At 71.7% G+C, this 715-nt stretch carries 2 pseudogenes; both read right to left on the reverse strand.

Annotation, left to right across the window (positions count from 1 at the left end):
• Positions 1-294 (reverse strand): annotated as a pseudogene (locus tag G3N93_RS40980) (hypothetical protein); the annotation flags it as partial.
• Between the two features lie 38 nt (positions 295-332).
• Positions 333-715: pseudogene (locus G3N93_RS40985) on the reverse strand (MFS transporter); the annotation flags it as partial.

Consider the following 715-nt stretch of genomic DNA (forward strand, 5'->3'; position numbering starts at 1 on the left):
TCCCGGCTGCAACGCGACGCGCAAGCGCCAGCGCTGCTCGCCGTAATGGCACCGGCCGCTCTCGACCCAGCGAATCAGCAGCGCATTGTCGTCGGCCTCCAGCACCGTGACGAACAGTTGCGGGCGCAACGGCGAGACGGCCGCTGCGGTGTGCTCGGGAACCGGCGCCCGGCCGATCGTCACGAGCGGATGCGCGACGCCGCCACGCGGCGGCATCGCATCGTCTTCGACCCATGCCGGTGCATCGCACGGCACGTCTTCTTCGCAAATCAGGCTTTCCATGGTGTTGAGCATGCTTGACGGATTTCCGTGCAGGTTGAACGGCGCCGCGCTCAGCGCCGGCCCATCGGTTCGCGCAGCAGCGACAGGCCGATCGCCGCGCCGGTGACGGCGGCCGCGAGCATCAGCCCGATGCCGCCCGACCAGCCGAACGCACCGACGATCGCGCCGATCGCCAGCGGCCCGATCACCTGTCCGAGATAGTTGCCCTGCACGACCCAGCCGATGCTGAGCGGCGCCAGCGACGGCGTCGGTGCGGAGCCCGGCGCACACGCGAGAATCGTCGCGGGCAGCATCCCCGCGATCGCCGAGAACGCAAAGCCCAGCGCGACCGCGAGCGGCGCGGGCGTAGCCGCGCTGAAGAGCCCCGCGCCGGCCACGCCGATCGCGACCGACGTCGCGGCCAGCACGATCCCGGGCCGTGCGCCGCGCGACA

Origin of the sequence: Burkholderia sp. Se-20378, from assembly GCF_017104665.1 — a bacterium.
GTDB classification, from domain to species: domain Bacteria; phylum Pseudomonadota; class Gammaproteobacteria; order Burkholderiales; family Burkholderiaceae; genus Burkholderia; species Burkholderia lata.